Consider the following 19,359-nt stretch of genomic DNA (forward strand, 5'->3'; position numbering starts at 1 on the left):
GCCAGTGGGAGCGTCAGCAGAATCTAGAGAATCAATTGACTTCTCGTGATTCCCTCTTAGGGTTGGGGAGAGTCGCAGACTTCAGGCGGCCCTGAGCGGGTGACGGCTGCCCAGGGGCGAGCACAGTCGGCGTCAGGGCCCAGTGGACTCCCGCTGCTCTCGCGTGACTCGGCAGAACGAGCCACGGCGCTTCCTCTCCATCCGGCCGACGGAGGTCATTCCATGAGCGCACGACTGCCGCTTCGCCTGCACCACTACGGCTGGATAGTCGACGATCAAGAAGTCAACCGGCAGTTCTATGAGGACGTCATAGGTCTGCCTCTGCTCGCCACCTGGACCGAGATCGAGGCGATCAACGGGTCCGAGTACGCGCTGTCCCACACCTTCTACGGTTTGGCTGACGGAAGCGCCCTGGCCTTCTTCCAGATGGGTGACCCTCAGGCCCAGCAGCAGTTCAAGCCCGAGTTCGGCCCCACCCCGATGCGCCACGTCGCCCTGAAGGTCGAGCGGGAGACCCAGGACGCCATTCGAGAGCGCCTCGCTGGGGCCGGCTACGCAGAGCCCAGCACGTTCGTGGTGGATCACGGCTACTGCGTCTCGCTCTACACAGTGGATCCGAACGGGTTGCAACTCGAGTTCACTGTCGACCATCCCGACGTGGAACGCATCAACGCCGAGCGGCTTCGCACGGCGCACGCCGATCTTGCCCGCTGGCTCGACGGTGACCACAGCAGCAACAACGCGTGGCGCACCCAGGCGCCCTGAAGGCCGGACGAGTTCTGTCACACGCTGTTGACCGGCGACCGCGCGAGCGAGCCTCCTCATCGCGGCAGCTTGCCTCTCGGACTTCCGCAGACCTCACGAGCGAGCTGACGGGGTGGGCTCGGCCCGAGGGCAGCAACGCGAGGCAACCACCCGAGCTGAACACGGGGATGCCCTGCCAGGTCGACCGGACCATCCCCTGCTCAGTGCGCGTCCATCGGCGCTTCCTCCCGAAGGGGAGGGAAGAAACGATCGTGCCGGCCGGTCCCAGGGGCCGACACGTATGGCTGCCGGCGACGTCTGGTGGAATTCTCCGCGCCTCAAGCAGGCCGGCCGGTGCCGTGTGAACGCGGGGGGGAAGATCAGTTGTGTGCTTCCACCGGGGCGATCACTTCGCTCAATGCGTCAGTGGTGCGCTGAATGTGTTGAGCGGTCAGGCACGCTGCGGTCAACTCGTCGCGAGCCACCACTGCGTCGAGGATCTGGCGGTGTTCGAGGGCGGCGTCGCGGTCGGTGTCCAAGGAGGTCGCCCCGGGCGCCCACCGGTAGAGCGAAGCGGACTCCCGCAGGGACGTGGCGACGGACAGGAGCGTTCCATTCCGGCAGCCTTGCAGAGTCGCGGCGTGGAACGCCTCGTGCGCGTCCGCCCAGGCTTCGTTCAGCTTCCCGGCCTTCGTCACCCTGGGCGTCTGGACGAGAGTGTGGTGAGCGGCGATCACCGAGGATTCCCATTCCAGGTCGCCACGCGCGATCGCATGGCGAATGAGAACGCCCTCGATCTCGATCCTGGCCTCGGTGATCTCTCGGAACTCGACCAGGGTCAGCGTGCGAACGCGGAAGCCCTGTTGCGGGAGGGCCACGGCCAGGCCCTGCTCAGCCAAACGTACGAGAGCCTCGCGGACGACCGACTGACTGACGGTGAAGCGGTTGGCCAGATCGACGAAACGCAGGCGGGAACCCGGCGGGAGCGTGCCGCGCAGGATCTCCCCGCGGACTCTCTCGTAGACAAGCTCGGACCGGGTGGTCGAGGTTCGGCTGGGCATGGGCTGATTCTATCTGGCACCGGGAATGGGGAACTATCTCGTGATACTGGTCTGGTTCGTCACTTCCAGGACCTGTCGTCAGACGTCACGCCCACGGCGGGAGTGATGCGAGGGCGATGGCTGCTTCCCAGGGCTCGGGCAAAGGCGAGCTGACGGCCGAGTCCGTCGCAGGCCAGGTGAGTCTTGCTGGTCGGACCGGCTCCGGCCCGACCGGGGGAGGGTCGAAGCGCCGAGGCGAAGCGAGTGCGGCGCACCGGACGTCGCGAACCCCGCCCTCCGGGCGGACGGCGCCATGTGCCGGACACGGCCTAGCCGACAGCGGCCGCCACGGCGATGATCGCGAACATCAGCACAAGCACGCCGGCCATGATGCGGTTACGGGTTTTGGGGTCCACGCGTCGAGCCTAACGGCCGCAGGTGGCAGCACCGTCGCCCGGGTGCCCCCGCGCGGCCCTGCCCAGGCGGCAGCGCGCGATCGTTTCGTACGAGGGCCGCTCCCCCGGCTCCCCGGAGACCGGCAGCCGGCTGTGGACGAGAGCCAGCTCGCGCACCTCCCGAGGCATGGGGCTCCTCACGCTCATGGAAACGATTCCGACAGGTTCCCTCGCGGCTGAGCCCGGAAAAGCGGCGGCCCCGACCGGAACCCGCCCGGTCGGGGCCGCCGCACGCTCACGCGGCCGTCGCCAGCTCGCGTTCCTTCGGTACGAACGCCATGTGCGGGCGTCCGCCGCGCAGGTCGACCTTCAGCCGTACCCCCGCCACCCGGGTCAGCACCAGACCGACGGCCGCCGCCGCGATCAGGGAGACCACGCCGCCCGCAGCAAAGCCGATGCGGGCGCCGTAGGTATCGGTGACCCAGCCGAGGAGCGGGCCGCCTATGGGGGTCCCGCCGACGAAGACCATCATGTAGAGGCTCATCACCCGGCCGCGCATCTCCGGGTCGGAGGCCATCTGGACGCTCGTGTTGGCGCTGACGTTGACCGTCAGGCCGATCATGCCGATCGGCAGGAGCAGCAGCGAGAACAGCCAGACGGACGGCGAGACGGAGACCAGGATCTCCAGCAGGCCGAACCCCATCGCCGCGAGGACCAGCATCAGGATCCGGCTGGAGCGGCGGCGGGCGGAGAGCAGGGCGCCCGCGAGAGAGCCCGCCGCCATCAGGATGTTGAAGAAGGCGTACATGCCGGCGCCGCCGTGGAAGATCTCGTGGGCGAAGGCCGTCAGCCAGATCGGGAAGTTGAAGCCGAACGTGCCGACGAAACCGACCAGGACGATGGGCCAGATCAGTTCGGGACGTCCGCGCACATAGCGCAGCCCCTCCCTGAGCTGGCCCTTTCCGCGTGGGACGAGGACGGACTTGTGCAGCTCGTGCTGGCGCATCAGGAGGAGTCCGGCCAGCGGGGCGATGAAGGACAGGCCGTTCAGCATGAAGGCCCAGCCACTGCCGACCGTGGTGATCAGTACGCCCGCCACCGCCGGGCCGATGAGCCGGGCGGACTGGAAGTTGGCCGAGTTGAGGCTGACCGCGTTGCGCAGTTGGTCGGGGCCGACCATCTCGGAGACGAAGGACTGCCGGGTGGGGTTGTCGATGACCGTGACCATGCCGAGCATGAAGGCGATCAGATAGACGTGCCAGACCTGGACGTGCCCGGAGAGGGTCAGTACGGCGAGGGAGATCCCGCACAGCGCCATCGCGCTCTGGGTGAAGAGCAGGAGCTGACGCTTGGGGTAGCGGTCGGCGATGACTCCGCCGTACAGGCCGAAGAGCAGCATCGGCAGGAACTGGAGGGCTGTCGTGATGCCGACGGCCGCCGATGACCCGGTGAGGCTGAGGACCAGCCAGTCCTGGGTGATGCGGGACATCCACGTACCGATGTTGGAGACGACGGCGCCCGTCGCGAACAGACGGTAGTTGCGGATCTTCAGCGACGAGAAGGTGCCGCCGCTGCCGCCGGTTCCGGCCTCGCGCGTCTCGGCCGTCTCGGCCGGTGCCTCGGAGGTGGTGACATCGGGTGTGACGACGTCACGTGCGGTGGCGTCGGGCGCGGTGCCCTCGGGTGTGGTGGCCTCGGGCCCGGTCCGGCCGTCCCGTATCGGGCTTCCGGGGGCCGGGCTGTCATGCGTGGTGCTGTCGTGCGTCCTGCTGTCGTGGGTGGATTTCGGTGCGGGGGCGGAGTCTGCTCCGGATCCCGTACTCAATGGGGGTTCGCCTCCTGACGGCGCGCGGATTACAAATGGGCGAGCTTCTCCAGCACGGGGGCGGCAGCGCGCAGCTTCGCCCACTCGTCCTCGTCCAGGCCCTCGGCGAGGGACGCCAGCCAGACGTTGCGCTTGCGGCGGCTCTCTTCGAGCATCGCCTCGGCCTGCTCGGTCTGGCTGACCACCTTCTGCCGACGGTCGTCGGGGTGCGGCTCCAGCCTGACGAGACCCTTCGCTTCGAGCAGCGCCACGATGCGGGTCATCGACGGCGGCTGCACGTGCTCCTTGCGGGCCAGCTCGCCCGGGGTGGCCGAGCCACAGCGGGCGAGGGTGCCCAGCACCGACATCTCGGTCGGGCTCAGCGATTCGTCCACACGCTGGTGCTTCAGACGCCGGCCCAGCCGCATGACGGCGGAGCGGAGAGCGTTCACGGCGGCGTCGTTCTCGTTGTCGTCGCCGTGGGGCAGGTCAGACATGTTTGTTAGGTTAACTCATTACCCATGCTAAATACCACCGGGAAGACGACACCCTCTCACGGCACCTCGTACCGTGACCGGGCAGTCACTCGTACGAGTGAGCTTGCTCCGGAAAGTGTCGCGACGAGCCGCAATCAACCCTGAACCTGGTCCGTATGGGATCGACAGTGCTCAGCCTGCGGATAGATGGTGAGCTGCTCGACCGGCTCCGGCAGCATGCCGCCAGACGCGGAATGAGCGTCCAGGACTATGTGGCCCAGACGCTCATTCGCGATGATTTCGACGAACGCTTCAAAGTGGCGGTCGACGAGACGGAGAAGTTCTACGGCGTGACGTGACGCCGGAACGAAGCGGAACGGACAGCGGCAGACCCCGCCCCCGACCCCGACCCGGTCACGTCAGCCCCAGCGCCGGCATCGCGTAGTAGAAGACGAACACCGCCGACACGGCGTACATCGCCACCGGCACCTCGCGGCCCCGCCCGGTCGCCAGGCGCAGCACGCTGAAGGTGATGAAGCCGATGCCGATGCCGTTGGTGATCGAGTAGGTGAACGGCATCATCACCATGGCCAGGAAGGCCGGTACGGCGATGGTGAAGTCGCCCCAGTCGATGTCCCGTACGGACCCGGCGAGGATCAGGAAGCCGACCGCCACCAGGGCGGGCGTCGCCGCCTGGGACGGGACCATCGTCGCCAGCGGCGTGAGGAACAGCGCCACCGCGAAGAGCGCGCCGGTCACGACGGATGCCAGGCCCGTCCTGGCGCCCTCGCCGACCCCGGCCGTGGATTCCACGAAGCAGGTGTTCGCCGAGGCGGAGCCGGCGCCGCCGGCCGCGACCGCGATGCCGTCGACGAAGAGGACCTTGTTGATCCCGGGGAGGTTGCCCTTCTCGTCCATCAGCTTGGCCTCGTCGCCGACGCCGAGGATCGTGCCCATCGCGTCGAAGAAGCAGGACAGCAGCACGGTGAAGACGAACAGCAGGCCGGTGAGCACGCCGACCTTCTCGAAGCCGCCGAAGGGGCTGAAGTGCCAGAAGAGGCCGAAGTCGGGGCTGGAGACCGGGTTGCCGGGCCACTTCGGGGTGGTCAGGCCCCAGCTGGGCACCTTCACGAGCGAGTCGATGATCATCGCGAGCACGGTCATCGCGACGATGGAGATCAGGATCGCGCCCCGCACCTTGCGGATGATCAGGACGATCGTGAGCAGCACCCCGAGGGCGAAGACCAGGACCGGCCAGCCGTGCAGATGGCCGTTGCCGCCGAGCTGGAGCGGGACGGTGGTCTGCGCGACGTCCGGGATGCGGGAGACGAAGCCGGAGTCGACCAGGCCGATCAGCATGATGAACAGGCCGATGCCGATCGCGATGCCCTTGCGCAGTCCGGTGGGCACCGCGCTCATCACGCGCTCGCGCAGCCCGGTCGCCACCAGCAGCATCACCACGAACCCGGCGAGGACGACCATGCCCATGGCGTCGGGCCAGCTCATCCGGGGGGCGAGCTGGAGGGCGACGATCGTGTTGACGCCGAGACCGGCCGCGAGCGCGATCGGCACATTGCCGATGACGCCCATGAGGAGGGTGGAGAAGGCGGCGGTCAGCACGGTCGCGGTGACCAGCTGGCCGTTGTCGAGCTGATGCCCGTACATGTCCTTCGCGCTGCCGAGGATGATCGGGTTCAGCACGATGATGTAGGCCATCGCGAAGAAGGTGGCGAATCCGCCGCGTACCTCACGACCGACGGTGGAGCCGCGCTCCGAGATCCTGAAGTAGCGGTCGAGTCCGCCGGACGGCTGTCCGGAGCCGGAAGCCGGGGGCTGGGCGTCGGAACCGACCGGAGCGGTGGCCGAGGATGGCATGCGGGACCTCAGTCGTCATACGGGAGGGATGGGGGGACGCGCGGCGACGGTGACGCGGCTGACAGCGGGCAACAGACAACAGGGCTGACCGATTCTGGATGGTCGAACGAACAAAACAAGTCAGCCAGCAAACGGTTTCAGTATGAATACATCAGTATGAATATGGGAACCCAAGATCGCTATCTCCGCGCGTAGACCCTTGTGTCATCTGCTCCGTTCCACCCCGCTCGCACCCGCCCGCACCCCCGCCCACCCCACGGACCGGCACGGCGGCACCCCCGCGCACACCCCCGCATAGACTGACCTCCATGAGCGGCTTTCTGACGGGAAACCCCCGGCACCCGGCACCCGAGCCCCTGGAGGGGCCGGTCGTCGGCACCGTCACGGGCGGCACGATCATCTGGTTCGCGCTCTTCCTCCTCCAGCTCCCGTTCTACGGCTGGTACAGCGACCACGGGCACGTCTGGCTGATCTGGACCTGTCTCGCCGGCACCGGACTCGGCCTCATCGGCATCTGGTACGTACGCGGCCGGGACGCGGCCCTCAAGCGCGCGGCGGCCGCCGAAGACTCCGGGGCAGGGGCAGGGGCCGGGCCGGACCCGGAAGGAACCGACGGCTGAGGCCCTGGTCGTACCGGTCCCGCCAGTCACACCCGTCACGTCAGTCACACCAGAAGACCGTGCCCGCACCCTGCCCAAAGTGCCGTTCCGGCGGCCGGGCCCTCCTGCCTGGGTACGATCCTCGTCGTCCCGGAGTCTGATCTTCTGCCTGGTCGGCGGGTGAAGCCGCCCCTCCGGCCTTACCGTCATTACCATGACGCAGCGGGCGAAGATCGACACCGACGGCCCCGAGCCCCATGGCCCCGAGCCGCACGGCCGTGGATCGCATGGCCCGGCCATCGACGCGGGCGCCGAACTCGACCCCGTGCACCCCATGCAGCCGCCCGAGCCCGCAGGCCGGCACACCGGTCTGACAGCGGCCGAGGTGGCGGAACACGTCGCGCGGGGCGAGATCAACGACGTACCGGTCCGCAGCAGCCGCTCCACCGCCGAGATCGTCCGGGGCAACGTCTTCACCCGCTTCAACGCGATCATCGGCGTGCTCTGGGTGATCATGTTCTTCGTCGCGCCGATCCAGGACACCCTCTTCGGGTTCGTGATCATCGCCAACACCGGTATCGGCATCATCCAGGAGCTGCGCGCCAAGAAGACCCTCGACGGTCTCGCGGTCATCGGCGAGGCGAAGCCGACCGTACGGCGGGACGGCGTCGCGGCCGAGATCTCCACCTCCGAGATCGTCCTCGGGGACCTCATCGAGCTGGGGCCGGGCGACAAGGTCGTGGTCGACGGCGTGGTGGCGGAGGCCGACAGCCTCGAAATCGACGAGTCGCTCCTCACCGGCGAGGCCGACCCCGTACTGAAGCGCCCCGGCGACACGGTGATGTCCGGCAGCTTCGTGGTCGTGGGCGGCGGCGCGTTCCACGCGACGAAGGTCGGCCGCGACGCCTACGCCGCGCAGCTCGCCGAGGAGGCGTCCCGGTTCACGCTGGTCGACTCCGAGCTGCGCAACGGCATCAGCACCATCCTCAAGTACGTCACCTGGATGATGATCCCGACCGCGCTCGGGCTCATCCTCAGCCAGCTCGTCGTCAAGCAGAACGACTTCAAGAACTCGATCGCCAGGACCGTCGGCGGCATCGTCCCGATGATCCCCGAGGGGCTGGTGCTGCTCACCTCCGTCGCCTTCGCGATCGGCGTCATCCGGCTCGGCCGGATGAAGGTCCTCGTCCAGGAACTGCCCGCCATCGAGGGGCTGGCGCGCGTCAATGTCGTCTGCCTCGACAAGACGGGCACGCTCACCGAGGGCGGGATGGACGTCAGCGAGCTGCGACCGCTGGGCGGCGCGGACGAGGCGTACGTACGGCAGGTGCTCGGCGCGATCGGCGCCTCCGATCCGCGCCCCAACGCCAGCCTCACGGCGATCAACGACGCCTATCGCGGGGACCGGGGCGAGTGGCCGGTGACGGCGGCGCTGCCCTTCTCTTCCGTACGCAAGTACAGCGGCGCGGCGTTCGAGGAGGCGGCCGGCCGGCCGGCGCGCTGGCTGCTCGGCGCGCCCGATGTGCTGCTCGGCGAGGACGACCCGGCCCTCACCGAGGTCGACCACCTCAACCAGCAGGGCCTGCGCGTCCTGCTGCTCGCCCGCGCCCATGCCGAACTGGACTCCCCCGAAGCTGCGGCGGGCGCGGAGCCGACCGCGCTGGTGGTCCTGGAGCAGCGGCTGCGGCCCGACGCGGCCGAGACCCTCGCGTACTTCGCCGACCAGAACGTCGCCGCCAAGGTCATCTCGGGCGACAACGCGGTCTCGGTCGGCGCGGTCGCCGCGAAGCTGGGGCTGGCGGGCGCGGAGCACACCGTCGACGCGCGGCGGCTGCCGGCCGGTCAGGAGGAGATGGCCGGGGCGCTCGAATCGGGCGCGGTCTTCGGCCGGGTCACCCCGCAGCAGAAGCGCGACATGGTCGGCGCGCTGCAATCGCGCGGCCATACGGTCGCGATGACCGGGGACGGCGTCAACGACGTCCTCGCGCTCAAGGACGCGGACATCGGCGTGTCGATGGGCTCGGGGTCGGAGGCGACGCGGGCGGTCGCGCAGATCGTCCTGATGAACAACAGCTTCGCGACGCTGCCGTCCGTGGTGGCCGAGGGCCGCCGGGTCATCGGCAACATCACCCGGGTGGCGACCCTCTTCCTCACGAAGACGGTCTACTCGGTGCTGCTGGCGATCCTGGTGGCCTGCTTCCAGGTGGAGTACCCGTTCCTGCCGCGCCATCTGACGCTGCTGTCGACGCTGACGATCGGCATCCCGGCGTTCTTCCTGGCGCTGGCGCCGAACACGGAGCGCGCGCAGCCGAACTTCGTGCGCCGGGTGATGCGTTACGCGATTCCCTCGGGCCTGATCGCGGGCATCGCCACGTTCGTCACGTACCTGATCGCCCGCAGCTACTACACCGGTCCCGACTCCCTGGAGGCGGAGACCAGCGCGGCCACGCTCACGCTGTTCCTGGTCTCCATCTGGGTGCTGGCGATCGTGGCCCGCCCGTACACGTGGTGGCGGGTGGCGCTGGTGGTCTCGATGGGGGTGGCGTTCCTGGTGGTACTGGCGGTGCCCGCGCTTCAGCACTTCTTCGCGCTGAAGCTGGTGGGCGCGGTGATGCCGTGGACGGCGGTGGCGATCGCGGTGGTGGCGTCGGCGGCGCTGGAGTACTGCTGGCGGCTGGTGGGGCGGAAGATGCCCGCGTGACGATGTCCGCATGAGGGTGTCCGCGTGACGATGTCCGCATGAGGGTGCCCGCGTGAAAGTGGACGTCACGGAGGAGGGGCCCGGCAGACAATGCCGGGCCCCTCCTGCTTGGTTATGCGGGTGATACGCGGGTGATGCGTCCTACTTCTTGATCTTGACGAGGGTGCCCGCCGCGTTGACCGCCGGAGTGGTCGTCGTACCGGCGAAGCTCCAGCGCCAGTAACCCTCGGCCGTCGTCTTCGTGGTGGTGGTCTTCAGCGCACCGGTGTTGGAACCCTTGACCGTCTTGATGGTCGTGTAGGTGGAGCTGTTCTTCTTACGGAACTGGAGCTTCACGGACTGCCCCGCGTACCCCGCGTACTTCGCCGTGTCCCAGTTGGCACGCGACAGCTTCCCCGTGACCGTGAGGGTCTTGCCCTTCTTGACCGGCTTCGGGGTCGCGGCGACCGTCAGCTTGGACAGCCGCTGGAGCCGGATCTTGGTGTAGTTGTCCTTCTGGACGTACGAGTCGTCCTTGGCGATCGCGAGCGCGCCGACCTTCCAGTTCGTGGCGTCCGTGTTGATCAGCCAGGCCGGGTCGACCGTGATGGAGAGCGTGCAGGTCGAGGTGGTGGCGTTGGCCGCCTTGCACGACGCCTTGTCCTCGTTCTGCTCGAACCAGAAGAGGTCGTCGGCGTTCTCGTCCTGGAGATCGGAGCCGATCCACAGGATGGTGGCGGCGTCGGCGATGCCCGAGGGGTGCGACGCGGTGATCGCGATCGACACCTTCTTGGCGGCCGTGGTGCCGACGATGATCGGCTTGCCACCGTTCACCACGGTCTTGCTGATCACCGGCGCCTCGGCGGCCTTCGCCGCGAAACCCTGCGCCTTCGGCGTGTGCGCGGTGGCGGAGCCGCCCTGCCACGACCAGCCGGCGAGCGGGGCGGGCACGCGGTCGCCGGACTGCGCGGCCTGCGAGGCCGGCACGGCGAGAGCGGACAGGGCCAGGGCGCCGGAGACAACGGCAACAGTGGCGCGCGTACGCATGTGTTTCCCCCAGTGGAGACGGGGCCTCGCGGCGCGTTGTCCGCCGCGGCGGGGCCCATGTGTCAATCGGATCCGCGGAGCTGCCGATCCGACTGACCAGACCGGAGACACACACGAATGGTTGTACAAAAATATGAAGTAATTGCGAAGATCGTTTATTCGGCCGGACGTCTGGGCCCCGCTTGGGCCCCGAGGTGGGCCCACGGGCCCTTCGACTGCGGGGCACGCCTCTCTAGTGTGCGGATATATACGTGCCGTGGTCGGGGGGCTGGGCCGACATCGTCGGTGGTGTGGCGGAAAGGTCTCCGTTGTTGAACTCGAAGAGCCTGGCTCTCCAGGCCGGCATACCCGCGCATCGCTGGGAGTTGCCGCGCTCCCTCGTCATGACGCGGGTCCTGCTGTATCTGATGTTCGTTCTCACGCTGCTGGGCGGCGTGGGCGTGCTGAACTCACTGCTGGAACTGGGCAGCCGCGTCACACCGACGCTCACTCTGGCCGCGCTGTACGCGATGACGCCGGGAATCGCCGCCGTGATCCTGGCGCGGCTCCTGTGGACCGGTGGCGCGGCGGTCAGGTACGCGCTGACCGCTCTCCAGGCGTGGCTGCTGATCGGCGGCATCGCCAATCTGTACGGGGGGTCCACGCGCGGCCTCAGCCAGCTGCTCCTGCCGGGCGCTCTGCTCGCGCTGGTCAGCGTCGGCGCCAGCCGCGACTGGTTCGAACTGCCCCCGGAACGGCGGGCCGTACGGCCACGCTGGACGCCTGAGCGACTACGTCGGGACCTGGTCCCGTCGATTCCGCATCTGATCGGGTGGCGCCGGAATCGCGGTCAGTCGACCGTGGAGTACGTGGGCCTGGTCTCCCTGGTCGCCCTGATCATCGGAACGCTGGTCTTCAGCGGCGTGGGCAACCAGATCTCGGGCGGTCTCCAGACCGCGGTCTGCAACATCCTCGGCGGCGACTGCTCCAACGACGCGGCCGGGGGCGGCGGTAACGGTGGCGGTGACTCAGCAGGCGGCGGTAACGGTGGTGGCGACTCGGCAGGCGGCGCCTCGGGGGGCGCTTCCGGCGGCGGTGACTCGGGCGGAAGCTCCGGCGGTGCTTCGGGAGGTGCTTCGGGTGGCGATTCCGGGGGTGTCTCTGGGGGAAGTTCCGGTGGAAGCTCGGGCGGCGTCGCCTCCGGCGGCTCGTCCGGCGGCTCCGACTCCGGGGGAAACAACTCGGGTGGGTCCAACTCGGGCGGGTCCAACTCCGGTGGCAGCAACTCCGGTGGCAGCAACTCCGGCGGGAACAACTCCGGTGGCAGCAGTGGTGGAGAAGACGATGACGACGACGGGGGCGCCGTCGTAGGTGGTGCCTCGGGCGGTTCCAGTTCGGGCGGCTCCAGCTCCGGTGGGTCGAACTCCGGGGGCTCGAACTCCGGCGGGTCGAACTCCGGTGGGAGCGACGGCGGTAACGACAACGGCGGCGGCGCGGCGGCGGGCGGTGCCTCGGGCGGCTCCAGCTCCGGCGGCAGCAGCAGCGGTGGCTCGTCCGGCGGATCGAGTTCGGGCGGCTCAAGCTCCGGGGGCTCGTCCGGGGGCTCGTCGGGAGGATCCTCCGGCGGGTCCAGTTCAGGCGGATCGAGCAACGGCGGATCCTCCGGCGGCAGCTCCTCCGGTGGCAGCTCTTCCGGCGGCAGCTCTTCCGGTGGCAGCTCTTCCGGCGGCAGCTCTTCCGGTGGTTCAAGCTCCGGCGGATCCAGTGGCGGTTCCTCGGGCGGCAGCAGCGGCGGCTCATCCGGCGGCAGCAGCGGCGGCTCGTCCGGCGGTTCGAGTTCGGGCGGTTCGAGCGGCGGCAGCAGCGGTGGCTCGTCCGGCGGTTCGAGTTCCGGCGGTTCGAGTTCGGGCGGTTCGAGCGGCGGCAGCAGCGGTGGCTCGTCCGGCGGGTCGAGTTCCGGTGGCTCCTCCGGCGGGAGCAGCAGCAGCGGCGGCTCCAGCTCCGGCGGGTCGACCGGCGGCGTCGACTGCTGGCCGGTCATGGCGCCCTGGGGCATGACGCAGAACTGCCGGGACACCGGCAGCAGCGGCGGATCCAGTGGCGGATCGTCCGGCGGGAACGACGACAAAGACAAAGACAAGGACAAGGATGACAATAAGGATGACAAGAACGACTGTCTGAACGGCACCAACGTCGCGTTCTCCGGCAGCGTGGTCACGGGCGCGGCAGGCAGTGGCCGCTACACACTCGCCGCCTCGGCCGGAGCCCGTAACCGCGTGGTCGCCGGGCGGATCGACGGCCGTGGTGTCACGTACGCGGCCGGCCCCGGGCCCTCTCCGATGGACGTGATGGCGGTGGTGTCCGCAGCCTCCATCGCCGGCGTCGACACCTACCAGAGCATCGAGGACAAGCTCAGCAACGCTCTCGGTCTCACCGACGAGCCGAAGCCGCCGCCGGAGCCCAGGCCCAAGCCCAAGGACGACGACAACGACGACGACAAGGACAAGGGGGATGACCCTAAGGACGCCCCCAAGGACGACCCCGAGGACGGGCCTGGCAACGGCGCCAAGGATGGCGGCAAGGGCGGGAGTTGCTCCGACGCCGAGAACGACCCCATGCGCGCTCTGGACGACGTTCCGGACTACAGGCCGGGCATCCAGGAGAGCAAGGACTGGGCGAGGGAGGTCGAGGAGATCGCCAAGAAGAACCCCCTGACCGAGAACCTCACGGCCGAGGACGCCTGGGTCATCGCCAAGTACACCGGCAGCTGGGCCGCCGACCTCAACAAGTACCTGCGCGGCGGCAAGGTGCCCGGATCGTTCCACGACCCGTCCGCCAAGGTGGATCTGATGGACGATGCGCTGAGCCATCTTCCTCCGGTCCCCGATCTCACCGTCTACCGGGGAACGTTCATGCCGGAAGACGTCCTCAATCAACTCCTGGGCGGTGACCCGGTCACCTTCCCCGAGTACCTGAGCACGTCCACCGACCTCGGCAAGGCGGAAACCGCCCTGGGCCGGGCCAACGGCGGCGGCATGAAGGGCGAGAAGGTGCTGCTCGAAATCGAGACCAGCAACGGCCGCAACGTCGACCCGCTCTCCCGCTACCGCGGCAAGGAATCGGAAGTACTCATCCCGCGCGACGGAAAGTTCGAGATGACCAGCGTCGAGACACGCGTCATCGACGGCAAGGAAGTCAAGGTCGTCAAGGTCAAGCAGACCGGCTGAGCCCCGGCACAGGGCCTGCGTAGGCCCTACGCAGGCCCTGTGCGGCGTGGACCGGAAGGTCGCGTCGCACAGGGCCTCCTTATCGCGGGGCCGACCGCCTCCGCCGTCAGTCGAACCAGCGGTCCCGCGCGAGCTCCTCCGTCCGCGACAGGTCCTCCAGCAGCGCCGCCGCCTCGAAGCGCCTCGGCCACTGGCCCGCCGCCCAGGCGAGACCGGCAGCGACGCCCTCCAGGGTCGCCGCGTGCAGCACCCCGTCCGGCGTCCTGCGCCAGTCCAGCTCGGCGTCTCCCGCGCGGAGTTCCTCGTGCTCGACGTACGTCCCGGGGGTCTCCGCGCCCAGCAGTGCGCGTACCGGCTCAGGGACGGTGTGCTCCTCGCCGTCCGTCGTCACCTCGGCGGTGACCGTCTCGCTCAGCCGCCGTACCTGGAGCAGCTCCGCCAGCTCCGCGTACCGCGTCGGGGACACCGGCAGCAGCGGCACCCCGGCCGCCAGAGGCAGCAGGTCGGGGGCGTCCGCGATGACGGCGTCCGCCGCGTCGACCACCCGTACGACGCCGTCCACGACGACGCGCAGTTCGTCCGGGAGCGTCACCTCGTCCGGGTCGAGGTCGGCGAGCGCCGTGTAGAGCGCGTGCAACTGCCCGGACGTCACCTCGCGTTCCGGGTCGGCGAGCCGTCCGAGCAGCTCCGCCGCGCCGCCCGGCTCGTCCAGGAGCGCGGCGACGGAGGTCCGTACGCCGAGGGCGCGCAGCACCTGCGTGTCCTCGAACCCGGTCGCGTCCACGGAGTCGTACAGCCCCGCCAGCAGCGGGTCGCCGCCCTCGGCCCGCAGTCCGGCCGGGCGCCGGCCGCCGAGTACGGGATGGTCGCGCAGCCACCACGCGGTGTACGAACGGACGCTCTCCGTCGTACCGTCCGGCAGCAGCACCCGTACGGGCTGGATCAGCGCGTCCCGCAGCGGCGGCCGGGCCAGCAGCGCCAGCGCCCTCGGCCACGCGTCGTCGTCCACCAGGTCCAGGTCCCGTACGGCCACGATCTCCGTGGCCACCGGCGGTACGGGTCCTTCGGGCAGCCGGTCGAGCGCGTCCTCGCACCAGACGTCGACCGCGTCGAGGAGTCCGGCGTCGTCCGGTTCGGCGAAGTCGCTGTCGCGTGGCTCCAGTTCGTCCGGGTCGAGGACGACGTCCGTGGCCCGTACGAGCGCGAAACCGGCCAGGACCCCACAGGCGGCGAGGGGCTGTTCGCCCCAGCGTTCGGCCAGCTCGGCATCACAGAAGGCGAGTTCGTCGGCGCGCAGCACGGAGGCGAACGCGCTGCCCGGCAGGACGAGTTCACCGGCGGGCGCCTGCTCGCCGTCCTCGTCCGGCAGCGCGAGCGCGCCGAGCCACGGCTCGTCGCCGGGTTCGAGGCCCGCGTCCCGTACGAGGGTCAGGACGAGTTCGGCCAGCTCCTCGGCGTCCGGCGCGGCGGACTCGTCCAGGCCGTCGTCCCACGCCTCCTCCGCGTCCAGCGAGGCCGCGACCGCCGCGCGCACCTGCGGAGTGGTCAGTACGGCGCGCGGGGTGGCGGGCAGCGCGCCCAGCTTCTCCAGGAGGGGGTGGGCGGCGTCGGGGTGCGCGACCTTGAGGCCGAGGCGGGCGAGGTCCGTGGCCGCCTCCGCGCCCGGCAGCGGCAGCAGGATGTGGCGCGGGCCGATCGTCGTACGCCCGTTGGCGAGCGGCACCGGCAGCCCGGACAGCCGCTCGGGGTCGACGCCCGCGAGGGACTCGTACAGCCGCCGCCACCAGGCGGGCGGGCGTTCGGCCCCGGCGATGCGCTCGATGGCGTCGCCGAGCGGCAGCCGGCCGACTCCCAGGGTGCGCAGCTCCGTACGGCGTTCGAGCCCGGCGGGCAGCAGCGTGGGGAGCACCTCGGCGAGTACGCGTACGGTCTCGGCGCCGGCGCCCTCGACGACCTCGGCCTCGAAGGGGCGCAGGGCGGTGGGTACGTCGCCGTTCCCTTCGCTGTTCTCCTCGCCACGGTCCTCGCCACGGTCCTCGCCGCTGTCCGCGCCGACGGCGGGCGCGGCCGGGACGAGGAAGGCGACGCGGGGCAGCCGTTCCAGGATCGCGGCCCGCAGCCGTCCGTCCAGCTCGCCCCTGCCGAGCGGGCCGGGTACGAGGTCGAGCGTGCCGGTGGAGCGGGGTTCCCAGCCGCCGAGCAGTTCCGCGTACGCGTCGGCGGCCTTCCCGACCAGGAAGTCCGTGAGCGGTCCGGGCGCGGGGTGGCGCCGGGTGGTGTCCAGCGGCAGCGAGGCGATCAGCAGGGCGGGCACGCCGAGGGGCTCGTCCGTGGGCGTCGGGGCGTGCACGACGGGGGCGGTACGCGGCCGGTCGGGGGCGCCCGCCCCGTCCACGGGTACGGCCCAGGTCACGGACCAGTGGGGGCGCAGGCGTTCCTCGACGGGCCGGCCTTCGAGGAGGGCGGGGTCGGTGGGGCCGCTGTGGCTGACGACGCGCCAGCGGCGGGTGGTGGCTGGGGTGGTGGCCGCGTTGGTCGCCGTGGCGGTCGCCGCGTTGGTCGCCGTCGTGGAGTCCTCGACGTGGACGTAGGGGCCGTCCTGCGAGCTGCGCAGCGTCCGCTCGCCCTCGGGGGTCTCGATCGCGATCTCGGCGAGTCCGGGGAGGGTCAGCAGCAGCGCGTCGTCCACGCCGTCGAGCAGCCGCTCGACCAGATCCGTGGCGGCGGCGTCACGCAGCGGCAGGACGACGACCGTGTCATACCCGTCCGGAGCGGTGCCCTCGGCGGGCAGCGGCAGCCGCAGCAGCGGTACGTGGCCGTCCCTGCGCCGCAGTTCGTCGCCGAGGCCGGGGCTCGCCTGGGCGGGACCGGCGGCCAGCTCGCGGGCCTCGGCGAGCGACCAGCGGACGCCGCCGTGCCGCCCGATGACGGCGGGTTCGTCGCTGACGGAGAGCACGGCGGCGAACCCGACGCCGAACCGTCCGACGGCCGCCTCGTGCCCCTCCCGCTTGGCGGAGGCGCGCAACGTGGAGAGCGACTCGACGCCGGTCGCGTCGAGGGGGGCGCCGGTGTTGGCGGCGGCGAGGACGGCGGGGCCGTCGGCGGTCGCCGGGCGCAGGGTGAGCCGCAGCCGGCCGGTCACGTCGGCGCGGGCGGCGGCGTCGGCGGCGTTCTGCGCCAGCTCGACGACGAGGCGGTCGCGGTAGCCGCCGAGCGCGAGGTCCTCCTCGGCGTTGGCGTCCTCCCGGAACCGCGCGGGACTGGCCCCCCACGCGTCCAGCACCCCTCGCCGCAGCCGCGCCGTCCCGAACGGGTCGGCCCCCTCGGTCGTCCTGACGCTCACGCCGCCCACGCCGCTCACCCTGTGGCTCCGCTCTGTCCGCTGCTGTCCGCCCGCCGGTCGTGCGTGCGGGCCCGAACGTACCGCGAGGCGCCGTCCGGCGGGGGCGCGGGCTCGCCTCCGGCGCGGGCTCGCCTCCGGCGCGGGTCCGTGGTCGCGATGGGCCGGGCCCGGTGCGTACGGTGCCGGGGCCCGGGGCACTCCGGAGGCGCATGTCCGGACGGCATGCTGTGCTTTTCCGGGGGACACCCCCGGCCCCCTCCCGCCGGTGGGCCCACCCCAACCACTCGGCGACCAGGAGCCGGTGGGAGCGTCCGCACACCTGAGTCGATTCCATGGGATCCGGTTGCCCGGAAGGCGCTCGATATTGCACAAGATTTACGTTGCCCGGCGCATTCCTCAAGTTACGCTCAGGTGCTTATTTTCTGCTTGACGTGTGCATACTCCCTGCATAGCGTCCAGTCCGTTGGCCGCCACGGGGGCGGTTCGAGGAAAGGCGACCAATGGGCCTCGCACAGAAAGTTGTCATCGCTTCCGCGGCCTCAATGCTGTTGTGTATCGGGATGACGGGAACCGCTGTCGCGGAATCCAGTCAATGGGGAAAGACCGCGGATGCGACCTCACCGGATCCGTTGGTGAACGAAGACGCGGACATCAACGACCCTGCTGACTACATCGAGGGAGTCGAAACCCCGGTATCCGAAAAGAGCCCGAACAGGTGTGACGGTCCGCAGACCTGGATCAGCATCACCAATAAGTCCGCTTACCACGTACCCGCTTGGTGGAACGGCACCAAATACAAGGACGGACCCGGGGGCACGATGTCGGTCAGTGTGACCAAGTCGGGCACCATCTCGGCCGAGATGACAGTCGGATCCGAGGCTGAGATGAACGCGGTGATCGCGAAGGCCAAGGTCTCCGTCAGCGGCAAGATCGGCGCGAGTGTCGGGATCACCACCGGCCACACCTACTCGCACGACATCGGCAAGAAGAAGTACGGACACCTCCAGTACGGATCATGGGGCTACAAGGTCTCGTGGAAGAAGTACCGTGCGCAAGGAAATGGCTGCGGCGCGGGGACCGTGATCGCGAGCGGAAAAGCCACCCTTCCCACCAAGGAAGTCGGATGGAAGTACTGGGAGACTTCGTCATGAGTACGTCTCAACCGCGTCTGCGTCAGCGGACGATGCTACTGGGATGCACCGCGCTCTGCTCTCTTCTCCTGGTCTCCTGCACGTCCGGCCAGGACAATCGGCCCGAGGGGGCCGCCTCGTCGGCTTCGAGCAGCGCGCACGCGCCGTCCCAGCAGCGAACCGAGAAGAAGCTGGCCGCCGAGGCGCGCACCGCGGTTGACGGCACAGCGGCGGCGGAGAAGCTGGTCGAATCAGGGGTGGAGCGTGTGCCGGACGGAGTTCATTCGGAGCCGTTCCTTCACGAGAAGGACGAGTACCGGCTGACGGTGGCATGCGCGGGCGACGGAGACGCGAGGATCACCTTCACCCCCGCGGTCGGTATCGCTACGAAGTCCCTTCCCTGCGACAGGTCCGTCGTGTCCGAGCGGTTCGTCGCTCCTGGGTCGGTACGCCTCGACATCACGGGCAAGGGAGGGGCGTCGGGAATGATCGCCTGGAGGATCAGCAAGATCTGACGTCCCGCGACCCGCCTCCCGCGCCGAGGAGGCTACTCGGGCGGCGGGGTCAGGATGAGGGGCCAGTCCTCGCCCGACCGGAGGGCCGCCAGGCCCTGTTCCAGCGGAGTGGCGGCGGGGAGCGTGAGGACGGCGGTCAAGGCGAGGGCCTGTTCGTATGCTTCCGGGGCGACTTGGGCGCGTACGCGGAGCAGCCGGATCGCGTCCGGGTCGGCGGCGGACCGTTCGGGGAACGCCACGCGGTCGATCTCCAGCGAGTCGAGGACCGCCGGGTAGGCGACGATGTCGACGGTCAGCTCCTCGCCGTCCAGGCGGCGCTCGGCCCAGCCGTCCGTGCGGACGAAGCAGAGGCAGCCGTCGCTCTCGTAGCCCCGCAGGCCCAGCCTGGCCACCGCGCGCTCGGCCGGTGGGCCGTCCTCGTCCACGGCGACCACGAGCACCACCGCTTCCGGGTCGTCCGGGTTCACCCCGGCGCCCAGCCGCACCTCTGCCATGGGTCCGGCCT

15 protein-coding genes are annotated in these 19,359 nt (G+C 69.9%); 7 read left to right on the forward strand and 8 right to left on the reverse strand.

Annotated features, from left to right (window positions below; all coding sequences use genetic code 11):
• Positions 1–222: 222 nt before the first annotated feature.
• Positions 223–765 (forward strand): VOC family protein, encoded by a 543-nt coding sequence (locus OG627_RS14300; RefSeq protein WP_329065060.1) that lies wholly within the window; start codon positions 223–225, stop codon positions 763–765.
• 359 nt (positions 766–1,124) lie between these two features.
• On the opposite strand, the gene OG627_RS14305 is transcribed toward OG627_RS14300, so the two are convergent.
• The 4 genes from OG627_RS14305 to OG627_RS14320 form a co-directional block, all read right to left on the reverse strand.
• Positions 1,125–1,805: a GntR family transcriptional regulator gene (locus tag OG627_RS14305; RefSeq protein ID WP_329065061.1), complete on the reverse strand. Its 681-nt coding sequence runs from the start codon at positions 1,803–1,805 to the stop codon at positions 1,125–1,127.
• A 404-nt stretch (positions 1,806–2,209) separates the two neighbouring features.
• Complete coding sequence (locus OG627_RS14310) at positions 2,210–2,368, reverse strand: hypothetical protein (RefSeq protein WP_329065064.1); 159 nt, start codon at positions 2,366–2,368, stop codon at positions 2,210–2,212.
• Positions 2,369–2,474: 106 nt separating this feature from the next.
• On the reverse strand, positions 2,475–4,004 hold the full coding sequence (locus tag OG627_RS14315) for an MFS transporter (protein ID WP_329065066.1): 1,530 nt from the start codon (positions 4,002–4,004) through the stop codon (positions 2,475–2,477).
• Positions 4,005–4,033: 29 nt separating this feature from the next.
• On the reverse strand, positions 4,034–4,480 hold the full coding sequence (locus tag OG627_RS14320; protein ID WP_329065068.1) for a MarR family winged helix-turn-helix transcriptional regulator: 447 nt from the start codon (positions 4,478–4,480) through the stop codon (positions 4,034–4,036).
• 155 nt (positions 4,481–4,635) lie between these two features.
• Between OG627_RS14320 and OG627_RS14325 the strand changes: the two genes are divergently transcribed.
• Positions 4,636–4,818, forward strand: a complete 183-nt coding sequence (locus OG627_RS14325; protein ID WP_329065070.1) for a ribbon-helix-helix protein, CopG family — start codon at positions 4,636–4,638, stop codon at positions 4,816–4,818.
• Positions 4,819–4,873: 55 nt separating this feature from the next.
• On the opposite strand, the gene OG627_RS14330 is transcribed toward OG627_RS14325, so the two are convergent.
• The gene (locus OG627_RS14330) at positions 4,874–6,334 is read right to left on the reverse strand and encodes an NCS2 family permease (protein WP_329065072.1); all 1,461 of its coding nucleotides are present in this window, start codon (positions 6,332–6,334) and stop codon (positions 4,874–4,876) included.
• Positions 6,335–6,642: 308 nt separating this feature from the next.
• Here OG627_RS14330 and OG627_RS14335 point away from each other — a divergent pair, with 308 nt between their 5' ends.
• Together OG627_RS14335 and OG627_RS14340 are read left to right on the forward strand one after the other, a co-directional pair.
• Positions 6,643–6,954: a DUF2530 domain-containing protein gene (locus OG627_RS14335; RefSeq protein ID WP_329065074.1), complete on the forward strand. Its 312-nt coding sequence runs from the start codon at positions 6,643–6,645 to the stop codon at positions 6,952–6,954.
• Positions 6,955–7,147: 193 nt separating this feature from the next.
• The gene (locus OG627_RS14340; RefSeq protein WP_329065076.1) at positions 7,148–9,634 is read left to right on the forward strand and encodes a cation-translocating P-type ATPase; all 2,487 of its coding nucleotides are present in this window, start codon (positions 7,148–7,150) and stop codon (positions 9,632–9,634) included.
• Positions 9,635–9,775: 141 nt separating this feature from the next.
• Here the strand turns inward: OG627_RS14340 and OG627_RS14345 are convergent, their stop codons facing one another.
• Positions 9,776–10,660 carry a DUF5707 domain-containing protein gene (locus OG627_RS14345; RefSeq protein WP_329065079.1) on the reverse strand — a complete coding sequence of 295 codons (885 nt, stop codon included), beginning with the start codon at positions 10,658–10,660 and terminating at the stop codon, positions 9,776–9,778.
• A gap of 311 nt (positions 10,661–10,971) precedes the next feature.
• Between OG627_RS14345 and OG627_RS14350 the strand changes: the two genes are divergently transcribed.
• Complete coding sequence (locus OG627_RS14350) at positions 10,972–13,866, forward strand: ADP-ribosyltransferase (protein ID WP_329065081.1); 2,895 nt, start codon at positions 10,972–10,974, stop codon at positions 13,864–13,866.
• Between the two features lie 106 nt (positions 13,867–13,972).
• On the opposite strand, the gene OG627_RS14355 is transcribed toward OG627_RS14350, so the two are convergent.
• Positions 13,973–17,209, reverse strand: a complete 3,237-nt coding sequence (locus OG627_RS14355) for a sacsin N-terminal ATP-binding-like domain-containing protein (protein ID WP_329072654.1) — start codon at positions 17,207–17,209, stop codon at positions 13,973–13,975.
• A gap of 500 nt (positions 17,210–17,709) precedes the next feature.
• Here OG627_RS14355 and OG627_RS14360 point away from each other — a divergent pair, with 500 nt between their 5' ends.
• Together OG627_RS14360 and OG627_RS14365 are read left to right on the forward strand one after the other, a co-directional pair.
• Positions 17,710–18,360: a hypothetical protein gene (locus OG627_RS14360; protein ID WP_329065083.1), complete on the forward strand. Its 651-nt coding sequence runs from the start codon at positions 17,710–17,712 to the stop codon at positions 18,358–18,360.
• Positions 18,357–18,854 carry a hypothetical protein gene (locus OG627_RS14365; RefSeq protein ID WP_329065085.1) on the forward strand — a complete coding sequence of 166 codons (498 nt, stop codon included), beginning with the start codon at positions 18,357–18,359 and terminating at the stop codon, positions 18,852–18,854. The genes OG627_RS14360 and OG627_RS14365 overlap by 4 nt, the downstream gene beginning before the upstream one ends.
• A 32-nt stretch (positions 18,855–18,886) precedes the next feature.
• Here the strand turns inward: OG627_RS14365 and OG627_RS14370 are convergent, their stop codons facing one another.
• A complete protein-coding gene (locus OG627_RS14370) occupies positions 18,887–19,348 on the reverse strand; it encodes a hypothetical protein (protein WP_329065087.1) in 462 nt (153 codons plus the stop codon).
• Positions 19,349–19,359: the final 11 nt, after the last annotated feature.

This window comes from Streptomyces sp. NBC_01429 (genome assembly GCF_036231945.1).
Taxonomy (GTDB): Bacteria; Actinomycetota; Actinomycetes; order Streptomycetales; family Streptomycetaceae; genus Streptomyces.

Coding starts and splice junctions, on each gene's coding strand:
- OG627_RS14325 (WP_329065070.1), top strand. CDS start 4,636: ATGGGATCGACAGTGCTCAGCCTGCGGATAGATGGTGAGCTGCTCGAC.
- OG627_RS14300 (WP_329065060.1), top strand. CDS start 223: ATGAGCGCACGACTGCCGCTTCGCCTGCACCACTACGGCTGGATAGTC.
- OG627_RS14305 (WP_329065061.1), bottom strand. CDS start 1,805: ATGCCCAGCCGAACCTCGACCACCCGGTCCGAGCTTGTCTACGAGAGA.
- OG627_RS14360 (WP_329065083.1), top strand. CDS start 17,710: ATGGGCCTCGCACAGAAAGTTGTCATCGCTTCCGCGGCCTCAATGCTG.
- OG627_RS14370 (WP_329065087.1), bottom strand. CDS start 19,348: ATGGCAGAGGTGCGGCTGGGCGCCGGGGTGAACCCGGACGACCCGGAA.
- OG627_RS14330 (WP_329065072.1), bottom strand. CDS start 6,334: ATGCCATCCTCGGCCACCGCTCCGGTCGGTTCCGACGCCCAGCCCCCG.
- OG627_RS14340 (WP_329065076.1), top strand. CDS start 7,148: ATGACGCAGCGGGCGAAGATCGACACCGACGGCCCCGAGCCCCATGGC.
- OG627_RS14310 (WP_329065064.1), bottom strand. CDS start 2,368: ATGCCTCGGGAGGTGCGCGAGCTGGCTCTCGTCCACAGCCGGCTGCCG.
- OG627_RS14335 (WP_329065074.1), top strand. CDS start 6,643: ATGAGCGGCTTTCTGACGGGAAACCCCCGGCACCCGGCACCCGAGCCC.
- OG627_RS14365 (WP_329065085.1), top strand. CDS start 18,357: ATGAGTACGTCTCAACCGCGTCTGCGTCAGCGGACGATGCTACTGGGA.
- OG627_RS14320 (WP_329065068.1), bottom strand. CDS start 4,480: ATGTCTGACCTGCCCCACGGCGACGACAACGAGAACGACGCCGCCGTG.
- OG627_RS14345 (WP_329065079.1), bottom strand. CDS start 10,660: ATGCGTACGCGCGCCACTGTTGCCGTTGTCTCCGGCGCCCTGGCCCTG.